This is a genomic window from Pseudoalteromonas mucoides (assembly GCF_049257175.1).
Lineage (GTDB): Bacteria > Pseudomonadota > Gammaproteobacteria > Enterobacterales > Alteromonadaceae > Pseudoalteromonas.
The window spans coordinates 167,555-187,609 of record NZ_JBMMUC010000005.1 but is presented as its reverse complement, the minus strand read 5'-3'; the positions used below and the strand labels follow the sequence as shown (position 1 = coordinate 187,609).

The following is a 20,055-nucleotide window of genomic DNA, read 5'->3' as shown; positions in this document are numbered from 1 at the left end:
AACCTAGTTATTCAGCCCAAAAATTTCCTGCCAAGCTTTAGTAACCAAACTAATATGCTCACTAAGCTCTTCACGGCTAACACAACGCCCTTGCTGATCCAAACTTAGCACATGGTAGCGCGAGCGATATTCAATGTAGGCTGCAATCAGCCCTTGTTTCAACGGTGTATCAATACAACCTAATCGAGCTGCGTCAGTCAGAATTCTCACATTATCTGAAAAAGTCGTTAACTGAGAAAATGTATGTGCGTTTTTTAGCACCAGGTACTGGGTTATAAACTCAATATCAGCCATGCCACCGGCATCTTGTTTTAAATCAAACTGCGTGTCATTGCCTTTAGCTAAGTGACTGCGCATCTTCTCACGCATCTTGATAACATCACCTTTTAGCACGGCATTATCACGCTGCTGCGACAGTATTTCTAAGCGGATTTGCTCAAACCTTTGTTGCAGTTCTTCTTGCCCTAAAATCATTCTTGAGCGTACTAGCGCTTGGTGCTCCCAGGTCCAAGCTTGCGTTAATTGATAATGATGGAAACTTTCTAGATTAATAGCCATCAACCCGGAGGCTCCTTCTGGCCTCAAACGTGTATCGAGCTCATATAAAATACCGGATGCCGTACGCGTATTAAATAAATGCATTAAGCGCTGCGCGAGTTTTAAATAAAACTGCCTAGAGGATATACTTTTTTCGCCATTTGTTTGGCTTGTACCATCGTGGTTATGTACAAAAACTAAATCCAAATCCGAATCATAACCGACTTCAAAACCTCCTGTTTTACCATATGCTATAACGCCAAACCCTTTGTTTTCATCATCTGTATTGGGCGGAATACCAAAACGCGTGGCCATTTGCTGCCAAGCGATGTTTACGGCTTGGTCAACAATCGCTTCAGCAAGCGCTGTTAAGTGATCGCTAACCTTCATTACATCCAAAACGCCTGTCGCATCAGCTGCGGCTATACGTAACTGATGAGTTTGCTTAAATTGGCGTAACGCCTCCATTTGCTGCTCTAAATCTTCACTATCTATACGTAAAAAATATTGTCTGACTTCATCTTTATAAGCCGTTAATGGCGTGGGTTTATAAAGCACAGCAGGATCTATCAGCTCATCAAGCAAAATTGGGTAACGAGAAATATGTTCGCCTATCCATTTACTGTGACAACAAAGAGTAACTAGTTGTTTAAGCGCGCCGGGGTTTTCATACAGCAGCTCAAGATAAGCAGTACGTGAAATAATTTTATTAAGTACCTGGCTGATCATACTAAACACAGCCCCAGATGCATTGCACTGGGATAGTTGTTTAAGTAGCAGCGGCATCAATTTATCGAGAATATCACGTCCTCGTAGTCCGATTTTAGCTTTTGCCAAATGTGCTTTAAAGTCACTTAAAGGCTGCTGCCAATCATTTTTAGGTGTCGTTAATAAACTTATATCATTGTGCTCCCAAGTGCTGACGAACGCACTTTCACATGGATCTTCCGGTTCACTTTCATAGCCTATCACTAACTCAAACTCATTGTGGACGCAGCTCATAACTGTATTAATTTCACTCAATGTATCGGCAAAGTCAGTTTGCGCTAATAAAAAATTTAATCGCTGCTGATTTAACTCATCATCAGGCAAAGTTTGTGTTTGCTGATCGTCAAAAATCTGTAAGTACTGTTCAACTTTACGTAAAAACAAGTAATTACTTTGTAGGAGTTTAGCTTCGTCTGAAGCTATTACATTGGTTGCACTTAGTTCTGAAAGTGCTTTAAGCAGTGATTGCGTTTGTAAATTAGCCTCACGTCCACCGCGAACCATTTGCAATGCCTGTACCACAAATTCAACTTCACGTATGCCACCAGCACCGAGCTTAATATTATTAGTTAAGCGTTTACGCCTCACCTCTTGGGCAATCATTTGCTTCATTTTACGCAGTGATTCTATCACTGAAAAATCAATATAACGGCGATAAACAAACGGCTTTAATAACTGATAAAACTCATCACTATATTGAGTTTTCTCACCAATTAAACGGCCTTTGAGCATGGCATAACGCTCCCACTCACGACCTTGCTCTTGGTAATAATCTTCTATTGCATTAAAACTCATCACTAACGGACCGCTTTCACCAAAAGGGCGAAGTCGCATATCGACTCTAAATACTTGCCCATCTGCTGTATTTTGGTTCAATGACGCAATCAGCTTTTGCGCAACTTTAGTATAAAACACTTGCGCTTCAATTGAACGTCGACCACCTTGCGTTTTAACACTGTGCGGATAAGCAAATATCAAATCGATATCAGAGGAATAATTAAGCTCTTTTCCCCCTAGCTTTCCCATCCCTAAAACCAGCATTTGCATAGCGTTGCCCTGCTCATCCACAGGCTCACCATTAACTTTAGCTACTTGTGCAAAAGCCCAACGATTAGCACCATCGATTAAGCTGTCTGCCAGCATAGAAATATAGCGAATACTATCTGCTATATCGTTATCACAACACAGATCCAAGAATGCCACTTTGAGCCAATAGCGCTCTCTGTACTGGCGGAGTATTTTATAGCCTACAACTTCATCTATATTACTAAGCTCATAGCCTAAAAAAGGACAAGGGCAGTCCCGCAATAACATGTCACGCTCAGAAAGCAACATGTCAATAAGCTCTGGTTGAGACTCCAAACAACGCCAAGCAAATTCACTCAAGCCAAGTAGCTTGATAATTTTCTCGTTTACTGGACGCTCAGCATATAGTTCTGCAAAGCGTTCCGTACCAAGGGTCTGTATTTGTGTGGGGAGTTGTTGGCTCATTAAATACTCTCTTTTATATCAGCAGTAATCATACTAGAATGAAATTATTAATTATTATCTAGGTTCAACATGTCATATTTGTCTTTATCTAACACTAGTTTACTCGCGATTGCCATTTGTTTTACGGTTATTTGTTTAACTGTAATAGGCTTACGAGGGCTAAACCATTTCAAGGCAAAGCAAGCTTTGAAAGAAGAACTTGCTCAACATGACAACTTTGCCATGGGTATTAGTTTTGCTTCAGAGATAAGTGTAGTTGTTGCAACCATTGCCTATTTGTTTGAGGAAATTAGCATCAGCGCAGCACAATCAAACCCCTTAAAGGTTATTACATTAATTGTGCTTTTATTTAGCTTCATTAAAATCGGTCACTTAATTCATCGTAAATGGATTTTGCATCGGTTTAATGAAGAAGCCGCTATTTTAAAACAAAACGTCTGTGCCGCTTTAGTTGATTCAGGCATGTTGGTCGCTAACTGTATTATTACCTTAGGCCTTTATAACTGGTCACATACTCAAGGATTTAGTAGCTTACTAATCGCATTTGTTAGCTTCTTTTTATTGCAGGGAATTTTTGCTTTAGATAGTAAATTACGCGAATATCGCTTTGCTAGAGCAAATCAAGGTGCCTCGTTGCAAAGTAACTTCAATCTAGAAAACACCTCTATAGGCATACGTTATGCTGGAAAATCAATCGGCTTATCGCTGGCTATTTATGCAGGATTGGCAAGCGCAATTTTCCATAACGGAAAAATGGTAGAGAATATCTTCACATTAGCTTTACATTGCGGCACGATGTGGTTATTACTGTATATACTAACGGCCATTATTAAGTACATTTCTTTACCTAATATTGATACTGCACTTGAAATTGACCATCAAGATAACATTGGTATTGCCTGTATCGAATTTGCTGTTTTCAGCGTTATAGGCTATTTACTTATTAGTATGTTTTCAATTTAGCTATTGAAAATACCAACATGTGGGGCCCCATGCCGTTTAAAGTAGATAATTACTTGTTGATCGATAATGACAGTGAATTTAGCCGACAATTCACTGAACACTATTTTGGTCAAGCTAGTACCCCTAGCACTTTAGTAGTTGCTGGTATAAATACCCGCCAGCTCGTAAAATTGATGTTTGATGAGCTTATCAAAGATTATTGTTACTGTGATTTTAATAATGAAATTAGCGTGTCAGAGTTGGCAAGCTACTTACACGAGCATCATGACATTGCTGGAGTGCTATTTAATCAAACTGACTATTTACTCGCTGATGACAATCAACGCTTTATTTTCAACTCACTGCACAGTGTACGATTTTTAGTAAATGAGATTGACGGCGGTTATCATTTTGAACCTGTCACCGAACAAGCACAAAATAACCACTTATCTTGCCAAGATGATATTGCAGAAACACCTCTAGATTTAAACGCCTTAAATGAAAAAATAAACAGTTAAAGTTTAGTTCTGCTAATAATATTTGCACCAAAGAGCAGCGTTACATACCATAAGCTATATTAGCTATTTATCTTAAGGTCATCATGCGCGTTCCTCATATATATCAAACAAGCGAAATCGCACTTTCAACCCCCGTTCATTTAAACGATGATGCAGCAGGTCATATTGGTCGAGTGTTACGTATGAAGCTGGGTGAACAAATATCATTATTTAACGGCCAAGGCGGTGAATACTTGTGTGAACTCATAGAAGTTGGCAAAAAGTCTGTCGTTGCTATGCCTCTTGAATTTAACGACATAGACGTTGAATCACCATTGAGAATTCATTTAGGCCAAGGTATATCTCGCGGCGATAAAATGGACTTTACCATTCAAAAGTCCGTCGAATTAGGTATCACAGAGATCACCCCAATTTTTAGTAAACGCTGTGGTGTTAAGCTCAGCCCTGAGCGTTTAGCAAAGAAACACCAACAATGGCAAAAAATAGCCATTTCAGCCGCAGAGCAATCTGGCCGTAATCGTATTACCACCATTCATCCTCCTATTGATATAAGTGAATGGCTAAAACAAAGCAGTGATGAAATAAAGCTGACTCTGCACCCACGTGCCGAACATTCAATTAAGACAATTACAGTACCAAAAAGTGGTGTCCGCTTTTTAGTTGGCCCTGAAGGCGGCTTTACTGATGAAGAAATAGCACAAACCAAACAGCAAGACTTTACAGATATTCGAATAGGGCCAAGAGTTTTGCGAACTGAAACCGCCGCTTTAACGGTCTTAAGTGCATTACAATTACAGTTTGGTGATTTAGCTAATTGAAATTACTAAAAGCACCCTCATATCTATTGCAACATATTTAGTAAGGCAACGACATGGCAATTAAGTTAGGTATAATTTCAGATCCAATCAGCGGGTTTAACATCAAAAAAGACACTGGTTTTGCAATGATGATGCAAGCTCAAAGTCGTGGCTATGAAATTTATTACATGGAAATGGATGATTTATCTCTACGCAAAGGTAAAGCCTTTGCAACAGCAGCTAAAGCACAAGTCTTTGATGATGAAAACCACTGGTACGAACTAGCAGAAAAAACCACCATTGCCCTTGCCGATCTAGACGTAATATTAATGCGTAAAGATCCGCCGTTTGACACTGAGTATATTTACGCAACCTATATTTTAGAACGCGCCGAACTTGAAGGTACATTAATTGTAAACAAGCCACAAAGCCTACGTGATGCTAACGAAAAACTCTTTACTGCGTGGTTTAGTGAGCATACGCCAGATACCCTAGTCACTAGAGATAAACATCAAATTAGAGCATTTTTAGCTGAGCACAAAGATATTATTCTCAAACCTTTAGATGGGATGGGTGGTGCATCTATTTTTAGAGTGACAGAAAACGATGCCAATATTGGGGTCATTTGCGAAACACTGACCGAGCACGGTAGCCGCTTTGCCATGGCGCAAAATTACATCCCAGAGATCAAACAAGGTGACAAGCGCGTTTTAGTAGTTGATGGCGAGGTTATCCCCTATTGTTTAGCCCGTATCCCACAAAACGGTGAAACCCGCGGCAATTTAGCAGCTGGTGGCCGTGGTGAAGCCCGCCCGATTAGTGAGTCTGATTTAAAAATAGCGCAAGCAGTTGCACCTACCTTAAAAGCAAAAGGCTTGGTTTTTGTTGGGCTAGATATTATTGGCGATAAACTAACAGAAATAAACGTAACAGCGCCTACTTGCGTAAAAGAGATTGAGGCTGCTTACGATATTTCAATCACGGGCATCTTATTTGATGCGATAGAGAGAAAACTAAGCCATACTTAATTTACAACATAATAAAAGGGTAACGTTATGCAATCATTAGAAAATCACTTTTTAATCGCGATGCCATCAATGCAAGACCCTTTTTTTAAACGTGCTGTAACATATATTTGTGAGCACAATGAAGACGGGGCTATGGGGCTGGTAATTAATCAGCCTATTAACATCACTGTTGGTGATTTACTTGATAAAATTGAAATCGATAACGATAAAACCAATCAAGCTTCACAAGTCGCCGTTTTTGCTGGTGGTCCGGTTAAAACAGACCGTGGGTTTGTTTTACACTCACCTAAACCAGGTTATGCTGCAAGCCAGGAGCTTAGCAGTGATATTATGATCACCACTTCAAAGGACGTACTTGCCAGTCTTACTACCACACAAGCCCCAGAGCAATTTATAATTACGTTAGGCTATGCGGGTTGGGAGCAAGGTCAACTAGAGCAAGAACTACTTGAGAATTCATGGCTTATCATCAAGGCAGATCCTGACATTATTTTTAATACTCCAGTAGAGCAACGTTGGGAAAAAGCCGTTGAAACATTGGGTTTTGATATTAGCCAACTAAGCGCCGAAGCAGGACACGCCTAAACGCTTGTAACTTGATATAGAAGATACAATGAGTAAGAAACAACTAAAGCCCAAAGGTGAACGTACCGTTATGGGCTTTGATTTTGGTACTACCAGTATTGGTATTGCTATAGGACAAGAGCTTACAGGCTCAGCGTCTAGCTTAAGTGCAGTAAAAGCTAGAGACGGTATTCCAAACTGGGATTTTATTAAAAAACACGTTGATGAATGGCAACCCGATCTATTAGTGGTTGGCTTACCGCTGAATATGGATGGTACAAATCAAGAGGTTACTTTTAAAGCCAAAAAGTTTGCCAACCGCTTGCATAATAACTTTGGGCTGCCTGTAGAGACTCAAGACGAGCGTTTAACTACAGCTGATGCCAAAGCTCGGTTATTTGAACAAGGCGGTTATAAGAGCTTAGGCAAAGGCAATGTGGATAACATGTCTGCCGTTATTATTCTCGAAAGCTACTTTGAACAAGCTTACGGGTAAGGGGTAGGTTAATAATCACTTGATCGGTCAGCTCAGGAATAAATCCAGCTTGCCGATACGCCCTTTCGATTGCACCTTGTTAACGCATTATTTGCAAGCCTTTTTGTAATGCAGCAAACGCCCTGTCAAGCAGCCTAGTGTTTCTAAAATTGACTTTACCAACTTGGTAATCAAAGCGTTTTTTTTAACCCACCCAAATGTAATACCTTCTGGGCAATGCTCATATCGACCACATCACAGCGAATGAATTTACCGCCAAAACCGTTAATTTTATCGAGGGTTTCACCGTCTAAAAAACGGACGTAATCATGGTAAACGTCATCCCGTAAATAAATAGGGATGACACCTTGTTGAGAAATAGCAAAAAACGGTGTGCTTAAACTGATAAACAGCAACGCCAAAAAACACCATTTAGGACTACTTTGCATATTACGAATCTTTTTGGTCTAAACCATCTATGGTTACACCTTGTAAAAAGCCAGCTCCCTGCTGTTCGTTATCTCTTAATTTAATCATCAAACGTAAATCATTTGGTGAGTCAGCATGGTGCAATGCATCTGCATAGCTTATACGTTGTTGCTTGTATAGCTCAAATAAAGCTTGATCAAAGGTTTGCATCCCCATATCTTTTGACTTAGCCATCGCTTCTTTAATACCGCCAATATCACCTTTTTTAATTAGTTCGCCGATGATTGGTGTATTAAGTAAAATCTCAATTGCAGCAACACGACTATTTCCATCAGCAGTAGGCACTAATTGTTGAGCTATGATTGCACGTAAATTTAAGGATAAATCATACTTTAGCTTATCGTGCTTTTCTTTTGGCACAAGATGCATAATTCGGTCGATTGCTTGGTTGGCGTTGTTCGCGTGCAAAGTAGCAACACACAAATGCCCAGTTTCGGCAAAGCTTAGTGCATATTCCATGGTTTCTTGCGAACGAATTTCACCAATCAATATAACATCTGGCGCTTGGCGTAAGGAACTTTTAAGAGCGGATTCAAAGCTCTCTGTATCAAGCCCAACTTCGCGCTGAGTAATAATACTTTTACGGTGCTCATGAACAAATTCAATCGGGTCTTCTATGGTTAAAATATGACCTCGCTGGTTACGATTGCGATAACCCAATAGCGCCGCTAATGAAGTTGATTTACCTGTGCCAGTACCACCTACAAACAGCACCAAACCACGTTTAGCCATTATGACATCGGTCAGAGTTGAAGGAAGGCCTAATTCATTCACATCAGGTATTGTAGTCACAATGCGACGAATAACCATCCCAGCACAATCACGTTGCCAAAATGCAGAAACCCTAAAGCGCCCTTCATCAGTAGCAATGGCAAAATTACACTCTTTAGAGTTATGAAATTCGGCCTTTTGCTTTTCACTCATTGCCGATTCAACTAACGCTAAGGACTCCTCATCCGAAATTTTATCGTCTCCCAATGCAATCAATTCGCCATTAATTTTAGCGCTGACCGGTAGCTGACTCGAAACAAATAAATCAGAAGCTTGCTTGTTTATCATCAGTTGTAAAAAATAGTTAAGAGAATGAGTCATTATATTTCTTATCCTTTGGTCTAGCCGCCAAAATTAGTTTTATCTTGCGCTTTAGCGCGTGCTTCTGCGTTAGAAACCACACCGTGATTCACCAAATTTATTAAACATTGATCCATTGTTTGCATACCATGAGACGAACCTGTTTGAATAGATGAATACATTTGCGCAATTTTATCTTCACGAATTAAGTTACGAATAGCAGGGACGCCAATCATAATTTCGTGGGCTGCAACTCGCCCACCGCCAACTTTTTTCAACAATGTTTGCGAAATAACCGCACGCAGTGATTCAGAAAGCATTGAGCGTACCATGTCTTTTTCTTCACCTGGGAACACATCAATAATACGGTCAATGGTTTTAGGTGCTGAGGTGGTGTGCAGTGTACCAAAAACTAAGTGCCCTGTTTCAGCCGCCGTCATAGCAAGACGAATGGTTTCCAAATCACGAAGCTCACCGACCAAAATAACATCGGGGTCTTCGCGTAATGCACTACGTAACGCGTTGGAGAAACTGTGGGTATCGCGATGAACTTCACGCTGGTTAATGAGTGACAGTTTATTGTCATGAACAAATTCGATAGGGTCTTCGATGGTTAAAATATGGTGATGTTTATTTTGGTTAATATAATCGACCATCGCCGCCAAAGTTGTTGATTTACCCGAGCCTGTCGGCCCTGTAACAAGCACTAGACCTCTTGGATTATCAGAAATTGTCTTGAAGATATCAGGTGCACCTAAATCATCCAGTGTAAGCACTTCACTTGGGATAGTACGAAATACCGCAGCGGGTCCACGGTTAGAATTAAATGCATTCACACGAAAACGAGCAAGGTTAGGAACTTCAAACGAAAAATCCACTTCTAGGTTTTGCTCGTAGTCCTTACGTTGATTATCGTTCATAATATCGTAGACTAAGCTGTTTACATCTTTGTCTTCCAGAGCTGGAATATTAATTCGACGCACATCGCCATCAACTCGGATCATCGGCGCAACCCCTGATGATAAGTGTAAATCGGATGCTTTATGCTGCACACTAAAGGCTAATAATTCGGTAATATCCATTTATGACTCCACAACTAACTGATAAATATATGGTTACAATAGCAGAACGACTTAAATCCGCCTACGCTAGAATTGCATTAGCGGCAAAAAAAAATAACCGCAACGAGCAAGATATTCGCTTACTTGCCGTCTCTAAAACAAAACCTGCTGACTTTATTTTAGCGGCTTATCAACAAGGCCACCGAGAATTTGGTGAATCCTATGTTCAAGAAGCTGTTGATAAAGTAACCCAACTTGCAGATTATAGCGATATTGTTTGGCATTTTATTGGCCCCATTCAATCAAATAAAACTGCATTAGTGGCAACTCACTTTGACTGGGTGCAAAGTATCGAACGTGAAAAAATAGCCAAGCGTTTAAACGATCAACGCCCAAGTAATAAAGACCCGCTAAATGTGTTGATTCAAGTTAATATCAGTCTAGAAGATGCTAAGTCCGGTTGCCACCCAGATGATGTAGCCGCATTGGCGCAGTTTGTTAATGACAGCCCCAATTTAGCTCTGCGTGGGCTAATGGCAATTCCAGCCAAAACAGACGACATACAGCAACAAATGCAATATTTTGAGCAATTGAAGGCTTGCTTTGATAGACTTAAGACCCAATATTCTCAAATAGACACCTTGTCGATGGGAATGAGTGGTGATGTTGAAGCAGCGATTGCGTCGGGATCAACCATGGTACGCATCGGCACGGATATTTTTGGCCAACGAAGCTAAGGTGATAACTAAGATATGTCAGATAAAACAATTGCATTCATAGGCACAGGTAATATGAGCTACGCCATTATTGGCGGCATGGTAAAAAAAGGGTTTGCAGCTTCAAGCATTATCGCTACAAATCGTAATCAAGAAAAACTTGCTAAGGTAGCAGCGGACTTCGGGGTAAACACTACCTCAGATAATAACGCAGCACTGCGTGACGCCGATGTGATTGTGTTATCAGTTAAACCACAAATGATGGGCGATTTATGTCAATCATTCCAAGATTCAGGCATCGACTTTAGTGACAAGCTCTTTATTTCTGTCGCTGCAGGTCTCACTGTAAAGCGTCTTCGAGAAATGTTAGGTCAGAAGGTAAAAATGGTTCGCTGTATGCCTAATACTCCCTCATTGCTTGGTCGTGGTGTGTCAGGTTTATTTGGTGATGGTGAAACAACCGATGAGCATGCTTTTGTGCAACAGGTTTTTGAATCTACTGGCATTGCTGTATGGGTTGAACAAGAATCGCAGATTAACGATGTTATAGCTGTCACGGGTTCATCACCGGCTTACTTTTTCTTATTTATGGAAGCCATTGAAGAAAAAGCTAAAGCACTGGGCTTTAATGATGAAGATGCTCGTAGCCTAGTCCAACAAACCGCTTTAGGCGCCGCTGAAATGGCCTTATCACAACCTGATATTAGTATTTCGCAATTACGCGCAAACGTAACATCTAAAGGTGGTACGACTCACGCTGCGGTTGAACATTTAAAAGCTCAAGGTTTAACAGGTACTGTTGCTGATGCGATGGATGCTTGTATTGCCCGCGCCGAACAAATGGAACAAGAACTTTAACTAAGCTGATATGCTTATTTTTCGAGGTAAATTATGAATGCCATGCAATTTTTAGTCGGGATTGTATTTGATCTGTTTTTAATGGTGGTATTGCTGCGCTTTTGGTTGCAAGCAGCCAAAGCTGACTTTTACAACCCATTGAGCCAGTTTGTAGTTAAAGCAACTTCGTTTGCTGTAAACCCATTGCGTAAAATAATTCCCGGTTTTGGTGGGCTTGACCTTGCCTCATTGTTATTGGCATTCATTGTTGCAATAGCTAAAATTTCTACCTTGATGCTTATGTTTTATGGTGGTTGGGATGCACAAACCGTGTTTGTTTCTGCCTTAATTACAGTGATAAAAGAAGGCTTAAACTTATTATTTTGGGTACTCATTATCCGCGCTTTATTAAGCTGGGTAAGCCAAGGTTATAACCCTATTGAAGCTGTATTTCATCAACTTACTGAGCCAATGCTTAAGCCGATCCGCAAAATTTTACCGCCTTTAGGTGGTTTTGATTTATCAATCCTAGTATTGATTATCGCACTGCAATTTGCACAAATCTTATTTATGGATTTTATAGGTTAAGCACTCCCTTTCCCAGAGGCCTTTATAGGCCTCTTCCTTTATGAGTCATTTATGAAAAAGCTAGCAAGTATCTTATTTTTCGCACTGGCAGGAATTACCTTTAGTGCCCACAGTGAACAAATGCAAGGTGCGCAATATAAAGAGCTTGGCCCGTGGCAAGTTCACTATATCGCCTTCCCATCAACCTTTGTTCAGCCGAAAATTGCGCAAGCCTATGGCCTTGAGCGCAGTAACTATAAAGGCATTGTCAATATTTCGATTTTAAAAAATGATGCCAATAATACCGCACAAACAGCGTCACTTTCGGGAACGGCAAAGAACTTATTAGGTAACAAACAAACTTTAGAGTTTAAAGAAGTGATTGAAGGTGATTCAATTTATTATCTTGCCCAAGTAAAATTTACCAACGAGGAAATTTTACGGTTTGATATCGAGATCAAACAAAATAATCAATTTCAAAAATTGCAGTTTCAACAAAAATTTTACGTAGATTAAATCATGAAAAAAACCTTAGTTTTAGCCACTGGTAACCAAGGAAAGGTAACTGAATTAGCAAAGATGCTAAGCTCTCTAGAAATAGAAGTGTTACCACAAAGCGATTTTAACGTCCCAGAAGTACCAGAGACGGGCACTACATTCGTAGAAAATGCGATTATTAAAGCTCGCCATGCAGCAAAAATAACAGGACACCCAGCCATTGCGGATGACTCTGGTTTAGAGGTTGATGGCCTCAATGGTGCACCAGGCGTTTATTCAGCCCGCTTTGCTGGCGTTAATGCAAACGATCAAGACAACATAGATAAACTATTAGTTGAGTTAGGTGATAACCCCGTTCGCAGCGCCCGCTTTTGGTGTGTATTAGTATTGATGCGCCACGCAGATGACCCTACCCCACTCATTTGTAGTGCCAGCTGGGAAGGGCAAATTACGCAAAGCCAAGATGGTCAAGGTGGTTTTGGTTATGACCCTATCTTTTATGTGCCTGAACTTGATTGCACCAGTGCCCAGCTTAGTAAAGAGCAAAAAAATACCATTAGCCATCGAGGCCAAGCATTAAAAGCCTTATTAACAGAGCTTAAACTTAAAGGCGGCCTGTGAAATTACCCCCTTTAAGTTTATATGTGCACGTACCTTGGTGCGTGCAAAAATGCCCTTATTGTGACTTTAATAGTCATGGGCAAAAAGGCGATATTCCTGAAAAAGAATACGTTCAACATTTAATCGATGATTTAAAAACTGACTTACACCTTGTCCAAGGGCGTAAAATTCACTCGATATTTATTGGCGGTGGTACCCCGAGCTTATTAACAGGCAACGCTTATGTCAGCTTATTAAACGCCGTTGATTCTCTCATTGGCTTATCTGATGACTGTGAAATCACGCTAGAGGCTAACCCTGGTACGGTAGAAACCGGGCGCTTTAAAGAATATGTTGCCGCAGGTATTAATCGAATATCGATTGGTGTGCAGAGCATGCAAAATGACAAGCTAAAAGCGCTCGGCCGTATTCATGGCGCTGATGAAGCCACTTACGCAGCAGAGCAAGCTCATGAAGCTGGTTTAAATAGCTTTAACCTCGATTTAATGCATGGGTTACCGGGGCAATCTGTTGATGATGCTCTTAGTGACTTAAAAAAAATCATTGCGTTAAACCCGCCTCATATATCTTGGTATCAACTCACTATTGAAGCCAATACGCAGTTTGCCTCTAAGCCCCCAACGCTTCCACCTGACGACACCTTGTGGGATATTCAAGAACAAGGACAAGCATTGCTCGCGCAAGCAGGTTACCAGCAATATGAAATTTCAGGTTATGCAAAACCTGGCTTTCAATGTCAGCATAACTTGAATTATTGGCGATTTGGCGACTATTTAGGTATCGGTTGTGGGGCACATGGTAAGGTTACTGATGCAAAAACAGGAATTATTACTCGCACCGAAAAAGTAAAACACCCTCGCGGGTATATGGATTTGGCTAAACCGTATTTATTTAAGCAATGGCCTGTAGAGCAAGACGACTTACCCTTTGAATTCTTTATGAATCGTTTTCGTCTATTCGAAGCGTGTCCAAAGAGTGATTTACATGCACTTACAAATTTATCGTTACAGAGCCAATCTGAAGCCTTGAATAAAGCAGTAAATACAGGCTTACTAATTGATAGGGATAGCCATTGGCAGGTAAGCCAAAAAGGTCATCGTTTTTTAAATGACCTGCTAGAATTGTTTGTATAGTTGTAACGCCTAAGCAGTTTCAACTTCATATTAATAATAAGTAATTTATAACCTTTATTGGTTTCTAACAACAAAAGGGAAAACATGCGTAAACTAACCTTTATCGCTGCCGCAGTGAGTATTGCACTGCTAGGTGGCTGCCAGCAAACGCCTGAGCAACAAAGTACTCCTAGCGTACAAGCACAACCTGTACAGAGTGAAATCGACAAAGCTAATGCCTTTTTTGAAGATACCTTTAACCGTGATGTAATGAGCAGCCCGGTTTACCAAACTTATATGGGTATCAAAAAAGATTACGATAAGTGGGATGATGGCAGCGAAGAGCGTGCTCTTAAAGACTTGCAGCAAACTAAAGACGACTTAGTAGCACTCAATGCGATTAACCGTGATTTACTGGATGAAAGTACTAAAGTTAGCTACGACTTAAAAAAACAAGATCTCGAAAATACGATTGCTGACTTTAAATGGCGTTACCACAATTACCCGGTAAACCAAATGTTTGGCGTTCATTCGATGATCCCTGCATTTTTAATTAACCAACACCAAGTCGCAGATGTTGCAGACGCTAAAGCGTATATCTCACGCTTGAACGGCGTAACTACAGTTATCGACCAACTTATCAAAGATCTAGAAGTTCGTGCAGACAAAGGTATTATTGCGCCTAAGTTCGTGTTTCCTCACGTCATTGACTCTAGCCAAAACATCATTATCGGTGCGCCATTTGAAAAAGGCGAAGACTCAACATTACTCGCTGACTTCAAACGTAAAGTAACAGCGTTAGAGATAGATCAAGCCGACAAAGACGCTTTGATCAGTGATGCTGAACAAGCACTCAAAGCCGCTGTAAAACCATCTTACTCTAAGCTAATCAATTACCTTGCTCAGCTTGAAAAGCGCGCAGATGATCGTGACGGTGCATGGAAGTTCCCTGACGGCGAAGCGTTTTATAACAATGCGTTAGCCCGTACTACCACCACAGACCTAACGGCGAAAGAAATTCACACCATAGGTTTAGCTGAAGTATCACGCATTCATGATGAAATGCGCGAAATCAAAGATAAAGTTGGCTTTAAAGGCGATTTAAAAGCCTTTATGCAGTTTATGAAAACTGACAAACAATTTTATTATCCAAATACAGCACAAGGTAAGCAACGCTACCTTGATGAAGCCACAGGCCTTATTGATAATATGAAGTCTCGCTTAGATGAGTTATTCATTGTTAAGCCAAAAGCTGATCTTAAAGTAAAAGCTGTAGAAGCATTCCGCGAAAAAGCCGCTGGTAAAGCATTTTACCAACAACCTGCGCCTGATGGCTCACGCCCTGGTATTTATTATGCCAACCTTTACGACATGGAAGCGATGCCAACGTATCAAATGGAAGCGTTGGCTTACCATGAAGGTATTCCGGGTCACCATATGCAAATTGCTATTTCGCAAGAGCTTGAGGGTGTGCCTAAATTCCGTAAATTCGGTGGCTACACAGCCTATATCGAAGGCTGGGGTTTATACTCTGAATTACTACCAAAAGAAATGGGCCTGTATGAAGACCCTTACTCTGACTTTGGGCGCTTATCAATGGAATTATGGCGTGCATGTCGTTTAGTTGTAGATACCGGTATCCACGAAATGAGGTGGACTCGCCAACAAGGTATTGACTACTACGTAAATAACACACCAAACGCCACCTCTGACGGTGTTAAAATGGTTGAGCGTCACGTTGTAATGCCTTCACAAGCAACTGCGTACAAAGTAGGTATGTTGAAAATTTTAGAACTACGTGAAGATGCGAAAGTAAAACTTGGCGACAAGTTTGATATCCGTGAATTTCATGACGTAGTACTTAAAAATGGCGCAGTGCCACTTAATGTACTTGAAAGCTTTGTTGATCAGTGGGTAGCAAGTAAATCAGTTTAAAAACTACTTTGCTTTAAACCTAAAAAAGGCCGCATTTGCGGCCTTTTGCTATTGCATCAAACTTAGAGTTTTTTATTTATCAAACAACATAAAACCTGCTCAATAAAGTACTCTATAAACTAGCTTACTTTACGCTTTTTCAAGCAAAGTACGTGCAACAGTACGCATACCAACGGTTGTTGCGCCAGCAGCCCACTGACCTGTGCTGCCCATATTAAACGCAGCAGCTAAATCTATGTGTACCCAGCCTTTACCATCGTTTGGTACAAAGCGTGATAAGAAACCCGCTGCATTTGATGCGCCACCGTAACCGCCACCTTTTTGCGCACGGCTATTTGCAGTATCAGCATAAGGCGATGGGCAGTTTTGTTGGTGCCACTTTTCAAGTGGTAATGGCCAACCGGCTTCCATTTCTTGCTCTGCAAAGCCTTCAACTTCACGCACAAACTCTTTATCAAGACCAAATAGTGCATTGTACTCTTGGCCAACTGCAACCAATGCAGCACCTGTTAACGTTGCAGCATTGATAATAAGCGGTGCACCAGTTTCGCCAGCAGCCATAAGGCCATCGGCAAGTACTAAACGCCCTTCAGCATCGGTATTTACAATTTCAACCGTTGTGCCATTTTTATAAGTTAAAATGTCACCTAGTTTGTATGCATGGCCCGAAATCATGTTCTCTGCACAACATAAAAATAACTTGATACGCTTGTTGATACCGCGGCTAATTGCTAAAGCTAAGCCAGCTGTAACAGTCGCTGCACCACCCATATCGCATTTCATGCCCAGCATGCCTTCACTTGACTTAATTGAGTAACCACCTGAGTCAAACGTGATACCTTTACCCACTAAAGCCGCATCTACTGGTGCATTGTCATCCCCAGTTGGATTGTAATCTAATGCTAATAATACTGGCGGGCGCTCACTGCCACGGCCAACAGCATGAATACCAATCCATTGTTGCTCAAGTAACGCATCGCCTTTAATAATTTGGTAGCTAACATGTTCAGGCGCAAGTGATTGAATAAACTCAGCCGCTTTACCTGCAAGGCTTTCAGGGAAAATATCATCCGCTGTGCCGTTGATCATTTCACGCGCCCATGTGGCTGAGCGTAATAATGAGTTTAGCTCTTGGCTGTCTGTTTTTGCATTTTCTGCAAACTCAACGCCAGCTAACGTTTTTGGAGATACAAAGCCTTGATAAAATGCCCACTGTGTTTCAGTACACCAGCAGTCGCCAGCTAAAACTACATTTTTAACACCTTGATTGGCAATTGTACGCGCCGCTTTTTGCACGTTTTTTAAAGTCTCTTGCTCAGCTAGGTGGACTGTAGCACCGTGCTCATTAAATGAAAGTGTGGCGTTTTCGCCCCAATGAGATGCAGCTGCTTGTTCGCTTAATTGAACAACAAATTTTTCAGACATGTTAGAATACTCTTTGCGCTAATTAGTGGCACTGAGTCTACTATAGCTGGCACAACTTCCCAACTGATTGAGACTAAATAATGAAATTTGCTAAGCCATTACAACAAGCCACATTAATTAAGCGCTATAAACGATTCTTAGCCGACTTACGCTTAGCGGATGGCACTGAGTTTACTGCACATTGCGCTAACACAGGTAAAATGACAGGCTGCGCCGAGCCTGATTTCAACGCATTTTACTCAACCAGTGATAACACAAAGCGTAAATACCCGCACTCTTTAGAGCTCACGCAAAATCAGTTTCAACACCTTATCTGTGTTAATACATCGCTTGCAAATAAAGTGGTCGATGAAGCACTGCAAAGCAATATAATTAATGAACTAAGTGGTTATGCGCAACTTCAAAGCGAAGTAAAATACGGTCAAGAAAACAGCCGTATCGACTTTTTACTCAGCGACCCTAGTCGTCCAAACTGTTATGTTGAAGTGAAATCAGTCACTTTATTAAGCCAAGACGCGCCAGAAACGGGCCAAGGTTACTTTCCTGATGCGCAAACTCTACGCGGGCAAAAACATATTCGTGAATTAATAGAAATGGTAGAACAAGGTCATCGCGCTGTATTACTGTTTGCCGTGTTACATGAGGGCATAACACAAGTGAGTGCCGCAAAACATATTGATGAAAAATACGCACAGCTATTAACAGAAGCGATTGCTAAAGGGGTTGAAGTGCTGGCTTACAAATCAAAAATTTCGGCCAAAGAAATAACTTTGGACGAAAAAGTAACTTTTATTCCTTAATCAATGAAACGTCCATTCCACCAATCAAATTAATACAAATAAAAAATTAAGTTGTAAAAAATATTTTTGCCCATATAACTAGGCCAGTTAAAAAATCACACTGTGCTTAAAAAGCAATCATAATTACCGCCTGATACCTTTTAAAGCAGTAAAAACAATTTAACCACAGCTAATTAATTAAAAATAAATTTGCCTAGGCCATAGGATTCTGTTATTTATAGCCGCCGGCTAAAGCTGGGCATTATATTAAGGATTTAGGAGAAAGTTATGCCAGACCAAAAAAAATTAGGGTTATTGGCTCAGGCCGGATTAGAACCGTACCAGGAAAAACCGGGCGAAGAGTATATGAATGAAGCACAACGTGCTCATTTTAAAACTATTTTGGAAGCATGGCGCAATGATTTACGTAATGAAGTAGACCGCACTAAATCGCACATGCAAGATGAAGCTGCTAACTTTCCTGATCCAGTTGACCGCGCTGCACAAGAAGAAGAGTTCTCTTTAGAACTTAGAACCCGTGACCGCGAACGTAAACTGATCAAAAAAATTGAAAAAACAATTATCCTTATCAAAGAAGACGATTTTGGATTTTGTGAATCATGTGGAATTGAAATTGGTATCCGCCGTTTAGAAGCACGTCCTACTGCTGATTTATGCGTAGACTGCAAAACGCTAGCTGAGATCAAAGAAAAACAATCTGGACGCGGTTAATAACTTTTAGTTAAACCATGTCCATTACCACAGCCGTTACTGCGCCAATGCGCAACTATCGCGGTCGCTTTGCGCCGTCTCCTTCTGGACCTCTTCATTTTGGTTCATTGGTAGCGGCTGTGGGTAGCTACCTTGATGCAAAACATAATCAAGGTAGTTGGTTAGTGCGTATTGAAGATATAGACACAAACCGTGTTATAAAAGGCGCAGCTGATGATATTCTCAAAACGTTAGAAGCCTATGGCTTGTACTGGGACGAGCAAGTCGCCTACCAAACTAAGCGCCATGAGCTTTATCACCACACCATACATCAACTCCAAGCACAACAACTTGTTTATGCCTGTAACTGCTCGCGAAAGCAGATCAAAGCACTGGGTGGCATATACCAAGGCCACTGTAAGAGTCGTGCTTTAGATAACGCAAGCGGCGCCCTGCGCTTAATTCAGCAACATGCGACAACACATTATCACGATCTCATTCAAGGCGATGTTGCCGTTGATCCTGCCCTCGCCCATGAAGATTATATAATTAAACGCAGTGATGGTTTATTTGCTTATCAGCTGGTTGTTGTGGTCGATGATATCGAACAAGGCATTACTGATGTCGTACGCGGGGCTGATTTATTAGAGCCCACTGCCAGACAACTCAGTTTATTTAAACAACTTGATGCTAGTATACCAAACTACGCTCACCTTCCTTTAGCAGTAGCTAAGCCTGGTTTTAAATTATCAAAGCAAAATTATGCCCCGGCTATTTCTAAGCAGCAGCCAAAACCTGCTCTATTTAGTGCTTTTGAGTTTTTAGGTTTAGCGCCAGAGCAAGAAGTATTAACGCTGAATATTGAGCAAATGATGGCCTGGGCCGTAAATCGCTATAAGTTATCTGTGGTGCCAAAAGTAGCACAAATTCAAATTTCTCAGTCAGCAGATAACCAAGCAACGCATTTTACTCACATAATTAAGTAAAAATTCGCTAAATAGCGTTTATTTTAAAGTCTTCAACTTAATTTTTGAGCTGCACTGGTATATTATACCCAACCTTAGCAAACCTTAAACGCAATACGTTTATCGCCAAGTATGCACATTCCTCGTG

Annotated in this window: 21 protein-coding genes; 16 read left to right on the top strand and 5 right to left on the bottom strand. The window is 40.9% G+C overall.

Going from position 1 to position 20,055, the window contains the following annotated elements:
• Positions 1-3: 3 nt before the first annotated feature.
• Complete coding sequence (gene glnE, locus AAEU30_RS07730; protein ID WP_421960021.1) at positions 4-2,796, bottom strand: bifunctional [glutamate--ammonia ligase]-adenylyl-L-tyrosine phosphorylase/[glutamate--ammonia-ligase] adenylyltransferase; 2,793 nt, start codon at positions 2,794-2,796, stop codon at positions 4-6.
• 69 nt (positions 2,797-2,865) lie between these two features.
• Here glnE and AAEU30_RS07725 point away from each other — a divergent pair, with 69 nt between their 5' ends.
• The 6 genes from AAEU30_RS07725 (at position 2,866) to ruvX (ending at position 7,141) form a co-directional block, all read left to right on the top strand.
• A complete protein-coding gene (locus AAEU30_RS07725) occupies positions 2,866-3,759 on the top strand; it encodes a DUF350 domain-containing protein (RefSeq protein WP_421960020.1) in 894 nt (297 codons plus the stop codon).
• Between the two features lie 29 nt (positions 3,760-3,788).
• Entirely contained in the window at positions 3,789-4,256 is a 468-nt protein-coding gene (locus AAEU30_RS07720; RefSeq protein ID WP_421960019.1) for a hypothetical protein, read from the top strand.
• 83 nt (positions 4,257-4,339) lie between these two features.
• Positions 4,340-5,074 carry a 16S rRNA (uracil(1498)-N(3))-methyltransferase gene (gene rsmE, locus AAEU30_RS07715; RefSeq protein WP_421960018.1) on the top strand — a complete coding sequence of 245 codons (735 nt, stop codon included), beginning with the start codon at positions 4,340-4,342 and terminating at the stop codon, positions 5,072-5,074.
• Positions 5,075-5,127: 53 nt separating this feature from the next.
• On the top strand, positions 5,128-6,081 hold the full coding sequence (gene gshB, locus AAEU30_RS07710) for a glutathione synthase (protein WP_421960017.1): 954 nt from the start codon (positions 5,128-5,130) through the stop codon (positions 6,079-6,081).
• A 27-nt stretch (positions 6,082-6,108) separates the two neighbouring features.
• Positions 6,109-6,666 (top strand): YqgE/AlgH family protein, encoded by a 558-nt coding sequence (locus AAEU30_RS07705; RefSeq protein WP_256827326.1) that lies wholly within the window; start codon positions 6,109-6,111, stop codon positions 6,664-6,666.
• A 28-nt stretch (positions 6,667-6,694) separates the two neighbouring features.
• Positions 6,695-7,141 carry a Holliday junction resolvase RuvX gene (gene ruvX / locus AAEU30_RS07700; protein ID WP_421960016.1) on the top strand — a complete coding sequence of 149 codons (447 nt, stop codon included), beginning with the start codon at positions 6,695-6,697 and terminating at the stop codon, positions 7,139-7,141.
• Between the two features lie 170 nt (positions 7,142-7,311).
• On the opposite strand, the gene AAEU30_RS07695 is transcribed toward ruvX, so the two are convergent.
• From AAEU30_RS07695 to AAEU30_RS07685, 3 genes are read right to left on the bottom strand one after another with little or no spacing between them, the layout of a single operon-like run.
• Positions 7,312-7,569 carry a hypothetical protein gene (locus AAEU30_RS07695; RefSeq protein WP_421960015.1) on the bottom strand — a complete coding sequence of 86 codons (258 nt, stop codon included), beginning with the start codon at positions 7,567-7,569 and terminating at the stop codon, positions 7,312-7,314.
• A gap of 1 nt (position 7,570) precedes the next feature.
• Entirely contained in the window at positions 7,571-8,701 is a 1,131-nt protein-coding gene (locus AAEU30_RS07690; RefSeq protein WP_421960014.1) for a PilT/PilU family type 4a pilus ATPase, read from the bottom strand.
• 20 nt (positions 8,702-8,721) lie between these two features.
• Positions 8,722-9,762: a type IV pilus twitching motility protein PilT gene (locus AAEU30_RS07685; RefSeq protein WP_087532859.1), complete on the bottom strand. Its 1,041-nt coding sequence runs from the start codon at positions 9,760-9,762 to the stop codon at positions 8,722-8,724.
• 2 nt (positions 9,763-9,764) lie between these two features.
• Here AAEU30_RS07685 and AAEU30_RS07680 point away from each other — a divergent pair, with 2 nt between their 5' ends.
• The 7 genes from AAEU30_RS07680 to AAEU30_RS07650 all read left to right on the top strand — a co-directional run bounded on the left by AAEU30_RS07680 (position 9,765) and on the right by AAEU30_RS07650 (position 16,027).
• On the top strand, positions 9,765-10,478 hold the full coding sequence (locus tag AAEU30_RS07680; RefSeq protein ID WP_421960013.1) for a YggS family pyridoxal phosphate-dependent enzyme: 714 nt from the start codon (positions 9,765-9,767) through the stop codon (positions 10,476-10,478).
• A gap of 15 nt (positions 10,479-10,493) precedes the next feature.
• Positions 10,494-11,315 (top strand): pyrroline-5-carboxylate reductase, encoded by an 822-nt coding sequence (gene proC, locus AAEU30_RS07675; RefSeq protein ID WP_421960012.1) that lies wholly within the window; start codon positions 10,494-10,496, stop codon positions 11,313-11,315.
• Positions 11,316-11,348: 33 nt separating this feature from the next.
• Positions 11,349-11,882 carry a YggT family protein gene (locus tag AAEU30_RS07670; protein WP_421960011.1) on the top strand — a complete coding sequence of 178 codons (534 nt, stop codon included), beginning with the start codon at positions 11,349-11,351 and terminating at the stop codon, positions 11,880-11,882.
• Positions 11,883-11,933: 51 nt separating this feature from the next.
• On the top strand, positions 11,934-12,377 hold the full coding sequence (locus AAEU30_RS07665; protein WP_421960010.1) for a DUF4426 domain-containing protein: 444 nt from the start codon (positions 11,934-11,936) through the stop codon (positions 12,375-12,377).
• 3 nt (positions 12,378-12,380) lie between these two features.
• Positions 12,381-12,980, top strand: coding sequence for an XTP/dITP diphosphatase (locus tag AAEU30_RS07660; RefSeq protein ID WP_421960009.1), 600 nt, complete (start codon positions 12,381-12,383; stop codon positions 12,978-12,980).
• On the top strand, positions 12,977-14,113 hold the full coding sequence (hemW, locus tag AAEU30_RS07655; RefSeq protein ID WP_421960008.1) for a radical SAM family heme chaperone HemW: 1,137 nt from the start codon (positions 12,977-12,979) through the stop codon (positions 14,111-14,113). Before AAEU30_RS07660 ends, hemW begins: the two co-directional genes overlap by 4 nt.
• A gap of 84 nt (positions 14,114-14,197) precedes the next feature.
• A complete protein-coding gene (locus AAEU30_RS07650; protein WP_421960007.1) occupies positions 14,198-16,027 on the top strand; it encodes a DUF885 domain-containing protein in 1,830 nt (609 codons plus the stop codon).
• Positions 16,028-16,156: 129 nt separating this feature from the next.
• On the opposite strand, the gene pepB is transcribed toward AAEU30_RS07650, so the two are convergent.
• Positions 16,157-17,452 carry an aminopeptidase PepB gene (gene pepB, locus AAEU30_RS07645; RefSeq protein WP_290209267.1) on the bottom strand — a complete coding sequence of 432 codons (1,296 nt, stop codon included), beginning with the start codon at positions 17,450-17,452 and terminating at the stop codon, positions 16,157-16,159.
• Positions 17,453-17,532: 80 nt separating this feature from the next.
• Between pepB and sfsA the strand changes: the two genes are divergently transcribed.
• From sfsA to gluQRS, 3 genes are all read left to right on the top strand, one after another.
• Positions 17,533-18,252, top strand: coding sequence for a DNA/RNA nuclease SfsA (gene sfsA, locus AAEU30_RS07640; RefSeq protein WP_421960006.1), 720 nt, complete (start codon positions 17,533-17,535; stop codon positions 18,250-18,252).
• Between the two features lie 267 nt (positions 18,253-18,519).
• Positions 18,520-18,963, top strand: coding sequence for an RNA polymerase-binding protein DksA (dksA, locus tag AAEU30_RS07635; RefSeq protein WP_087532849.1), 444 nt, complete (start codon positions 18,520-18,522; stop codon positions 18,961-18,963).
• A 17-nt stretch (positions 18,964-18,980) separates the two neighbouring features.
• The gene (gene gluQRS, locus AAEU30_RS07630; protein ID WP_421960005.1) at positions 18,981-19,928 is read left to right on the top strand and encodes a tRNA glutamyl-Q(34) synthetase GluQRS; all 948 of its coding nucleotides are present in this window, start codon (positions 18,981-18,983) and stop codon (positions 19,926-19,928) included.
• Positions 19,929-20,055 lie beyond the last annotated feature (127 nt).